A 4,220-nucleotide genomic window follows, 5' to 3' on the forward strand; every position below is an offset into this window, starting at 1 on the left:
GAGTTTCCCGAGCCGATGGATTTCCTGGCCGAACAGTTTCAGTCTTCCGTCCTCCATGGCATCGACGGTGTCGGCCGCCAGCCGTGCCGCATTGAGGCCGCCGGAACCGGATGTTGTCTCAGGGGAGAACACCGCGAAGCGATTGCGCCCGGCAGCTTTGGCCGCATAGCAGGCGTCGTCGGCGCAGGCGAGCGCGTCGGCCACCGCGGTATTCGCATCGGCGACAAAGGCGATGCCGATGCTGGCCGCGAGCTTGCGCGACGCCGCCGTCGAGCCGAGGTCGGCGTCGCGAACCGCCGCGAGAACCGCGCCGGCGATACGCTCGGCTTGGGCTGCGTCGCAATCAGGCACCATCAGCGCGAACTCGTCGCCGCCGAGGCGCGCGGCGTGCACCGACCGTGGCAGGCAGCCCAGAATGCCCTCGGCGACGCTCTTCAGCGCGAGGTCGCCGGCGGCGTGGCCGGCGAAGTCGTTCAAGGCCTTGAAGTAGTCGAGATCGACGTAGAAGACCGCGAGCGGGCGCGCCGTTGCGATATGCTGGGCCAGCAGCCGGTCGAATGCGGCGCGGTTCAAAAGGCCGGTCAGCGCGTCGTGATCGGCCGCGTGGGCAAGCTCCTGCTCGCGTTGCTTGGCCTCGGTGATGTCGCGCACCGTGCCCAGGATCTGACCCGACGATTGAGCGTCGGCGATGAACCGTATCAGCGATTCGATATGTCGGACCTCGCCGTCCCGCTTGATGATGCGGTATTGCACGGCAACGACCTTCTGGGTTTGCAGCGGCACCTTATGCGCCCGCTCGGCGTAGTCCCTGTCGTCCGGATGCAGATAGCTGTGCCAGAGGTCGCTCGACACCTCGTCGGTGTCGGCGACAAGCCCGAAAATTTCCCTAGTGCGCTCGTCCCAGTAGCTTTTGCGTGCGGCGAGGTCGTGATGCCAGATGCCGGTGCCGCTGGCGGCCAATGCCAGGCGAAAGCGCACATTCACCTGTTCAAGCTCGTGTTCCGCTTGCTTCTGCTTGGTGATGTCGGTCTGGACGCCCATCAGCCGGACCGGCCGGCCTCCGGCATCGCGCTCGACCACCCCGCCGCGATCGAGTACCCATACCCAGTGGCCGGATTTGTGCTTCAGCCTGAGCTCGGTCTCGATGGAATCGGTCTGGCCGGCAATGTGGCGTTCACCGCTGGCCACCGCCCGCTCGCGATCGTCGGGATGCGTCAGCTGCAACCAGAGATCGCTTGTCTCGACAAGCTCACCCTCGCCATAGCCAAGCATCTGCAACCACATTGCCGAATAGAAACAGTCGCCGCTCGCGAGATCCCAGTCCCAGACGCCAAGATGCGCGCGTTCGAGCGCCAGCTCCCAGAACTCTCCGTTGCGATTCTTCCTGTCGGCCATGCCCTGGACTTCGCCCGCTCCGTCGCGGCCAATGTGCAGCGAAATCAGAGAAGAAACCGTTACTGTGCAAAGAGCGGGCGAAGGGGCCCATCGGAGACATCACGGCTGGCAGTTTCTTTGGCCCCGCCGGTCGATGCAACGAGGGATGCGGAGGCCATCCGGCCCATCGCCTACACGATACCCGCGAACTGCCGCATTCGACCCCTGCGGAGACCTGATCCCGCCTGGATCAGGCCCTGTTGGCTCACGCCTTGGCCTTGAAGCGCGCCGCCTCTTCCGAACCGCTTGTGGCGTCGCCCGCGCTATAGGAATGCGCGCCGGCACCGGCCAGCTTGCCGCCATCGACGATCAGGTAGTCCTCGCGGATCGGCCGGCTTTCGAACCAGCATTCCAGGATTTCGCGCGTGCCTGCGGCATAGCGCGCCTGCGCCGAGAGCGACGATCCCGAAATATGCGGCGTCATGCCGTGATACGGCATCGATCGCCACGGATGGTCCTTAGGGGCCGGCTGCGGGAACCAGACATCGCCGGCATAGCCCGCGAGCTGGCCGCTCTCCAGCGCCCGCGCAACGGCGTCGCGATTGCAGATTTTGCCGCGTGCCGTGTTCACCAGATAGGCGCCGCGTTTCATCCTGGCGATCATCGCCTCGTCGAACAGGTTCTCCGTCTCCGGATGCAAGGGGGCATTGATCGTCACCACGTCGCAGATGCCGACCATGGCTGCGGCGTCCGGGTGGAAGGTGACGCCAAGGTCCTTCTCGACCGCCTCGGGCAGGCGGTGGCGGTCGGTGTAGTGCAATGTGACGTCGAACGGCCGCAGCCGGCGCAGCACCGCGCTGCCGATGCGGCCGGCGCCGACGGTTCCGATCTGCATCCCTTCGACATCGTAGGAGCGCGCCACACAGTCGGCGATATTCCAGCCGCCCTTGATGACCCACTGGTAAGAGGGGATATAGTTTCGCACGAGCGCGAGGATCATCATCACCACATGCTCGGACACGCTGATCGAGTTGCAGTAGGTCACCTCGGCGACGGTGATGCCGCGGTCCATCGCGGCCTGCAGATCGACATGGTCGGATCCGATGCCGGCGGTGATCGCAAGCTTGAGTTGGTTTGCCTTGGCTATTCGTTCCTTGGTCAGATAGGCCGGCCAGAACGGCTGCGAGATGACGATTTCGGCGTCACCGAGCTCGCGTTCGAACACGCTGTCGGAACCGTCCTTGTCCGAGGTCACGACCAGGCTGTGCCCGGCGCTTTCGAGAAATGGCCTCAGGCCGAGCTCGCCCGACACGCTGCCGAGCAGGACGCCCGGTTCGAAGTCGATGGCCTTCGGCGTGGGAAGCGTCTGGCCGCCGGGATAGCGGTCGAGCTTCGGCAGCCCATCCCGCGCATAGTTTGACGGATAACCGTCGACGGGATCGTCATAGAGGACGCAAACGACCTTTGCCATTTTGATCTCCCTTCGTCCGACAACGAGGAAGACGCTCGATTGTTAAGGCTGCCCGCCAAAAACCAGCGGGCGGCCACTCTGGTTTGTCGGAGGCCAGCAACTCCTGGCGCTTCCTCGGAAAGTTGCGCGCTATTGCGAACTAGATGGAGGAGCCTGACGTGGTTTCAAGGCCAGCGGCAGGCAACAGTGCCGCGTCCATCGTCGGACTTGAACGTACGCCCGATGACGATCCGCAGCGACTGCCGTGACGGCCGGCCACAAACCCTCATTTCTTCCCTTGCGGGTAAATCGTCTCACCGCGCTTCAGCATTTCGACAAACGCCGCGATCTTCTTCTTGCGCCCGGCTTCGGTCTTCATGTTGTGGATGCGGAAGGCGAGCGCGAAACGGTTCTGCGCGCTGAGCGTTGCCAGCATCGCCTTGGCCTTGGGCTCGGCGTCTATTGCAGCCTGAAGATTGTCGGGGATTTTCATGTCCTTGCCGCTTCCATAGGCGCGCGCCCAGCGCCCGTCGGCCTTCGCTGCCTCGACCTGTTTCAGCCCATGCTCTGTCATCCGGCCCTGCTCGATCAGCCGGGCGACGTTGTCGACGTTGATCTGGCTCCAGGTGCTCTTCCTGCCGCGCGGCGTGTAGCGTTGCAAATAGCTCTTGTCGTCGAGCCCCTTGCGCACGGCATCGATCCAGCCCCAGCACAGAACGACATCGATGGCCTCCTTCGGCGTGATCGAAGGCAGCCCCGAACCGACCTTGTGGATCTTGATCCAGACTTCTGTCTCGGTGTCGTGGTGGTTGCCGAGCCAGGTGTAGAAGCTCTCGGCATCGCTGAACTCGCGCACCTTGGCAGGATCGACCTTGATGGGCGCCATCAGAGGGTCCGCCGCTTCGCTGGCACTAGTCGACCTTCAGTCCACGTTTTGATTGTCGTCATCGTTCCCTGCCTCAGCGCCGCCGCCATCGTCGGATGCAGTAATAGCAGAATCTCGTCAACAGATGGCCGGCGGCCACTTTTGCGTTATCGCGTTCCCTCCCACCCCCCTCTGTCCTGCCGGACATCTCCCCCGCAAGGGGGGGAGATTGGATGTCGCTTCGGCTTTCGCAAACCTTCTAAACTGCATCCATACTTGCGAAGGAGGCGCCGTCGGCGAAGCTACCGATCTCCCCCCTTGCGGGGGAGATGTCCGGCAGGACAGAGGGGGGTGCTGTCCCGCCGACCTTCAACCCTTTGCAACTGCCCCATGTTAATTCAGGAAACGAGACGCTGGCGATCCGTCGCGCCCCCTCTGCCCTGCCGGGCATCTCCCCCACAAGGGGGGAGATCGGCAGTGTCACCGACGGCTCAAGATACCGCCGCCCGCTCCCCGGGGAATCGTGAACAC

At 63.9% G+C, this 4,220-nt stretch carries 3 protein-coding genes; all 3 read right to left on the reverse strand.

The annotated features are described in order from the left end of the window. A partial coding sequence (locus EOB36_RS33230) for a PAS domain-containing protein (RefSeq protein ID WP_128286554.1) occupies nt 1–1,395 on the reverse strand: 1,395 nt, incomplete at its 3' end. Nucleotides 1,396–1,639: 244 nt separating this feature from the next. Next, nucleotides 1,640–2,845: an NAD-dependent formate dehydrogenase gene (locus tag EOB36_RS33235; RefSeq protein ID WP_164897700.1), complete on the reverse strand. Its 1,206-nt coding sequence runs from the start codon at nt 2,843–2,845 to the stop codon at nt 1,640–1,642. A 265-nt stretch (nt 2,846–3,110) separates the two neighbouring features. Next, on the reverse strand, nt 3,111–3,710 hold the full coding sequence (locus tag EOB36_RS33240; protein ID WP_128286556.1) for a YdeI/OmpD-associated family protein: 600 nt from the start codon (nt 3,708–3,710) through the stop codon (nt 3,111–3,113). Nucleotides 3,711–4,220 lie beyond the last annotated feature (510 nt).

The organism is Mesorhizobium sp. M6A.T.Cr.TU.017.01.1.1 (genome assembly GCF_004023115.1).
GTDB classification, from domain to species: domain Bacteria; phylum Pseudomonadota; class Alphaproteobacteria; order Rhizobiales; family Rhizobiaceae; genus Mesorhizobium; species Mesorhizobium mediterraneum.

Bases quoted from the DNA above. Each gene is read 5' to 3' on its own strand.
- EOB36_RS33235 (WP_164897700.1), bottom strand. From the start codon at position 2,845: ATGGCAAAGGTCGTTTGCGTCCTCTATGACGATCCCGTCGACGGTTAT.
- EOB36_RS33240 (WP_128286556.1), bottom strand. From the start codon at position 3,710: ATGGCGCCCATCAAGGTCGATCCTGCCAAGGTGCGCGAGTTCAGCGAT.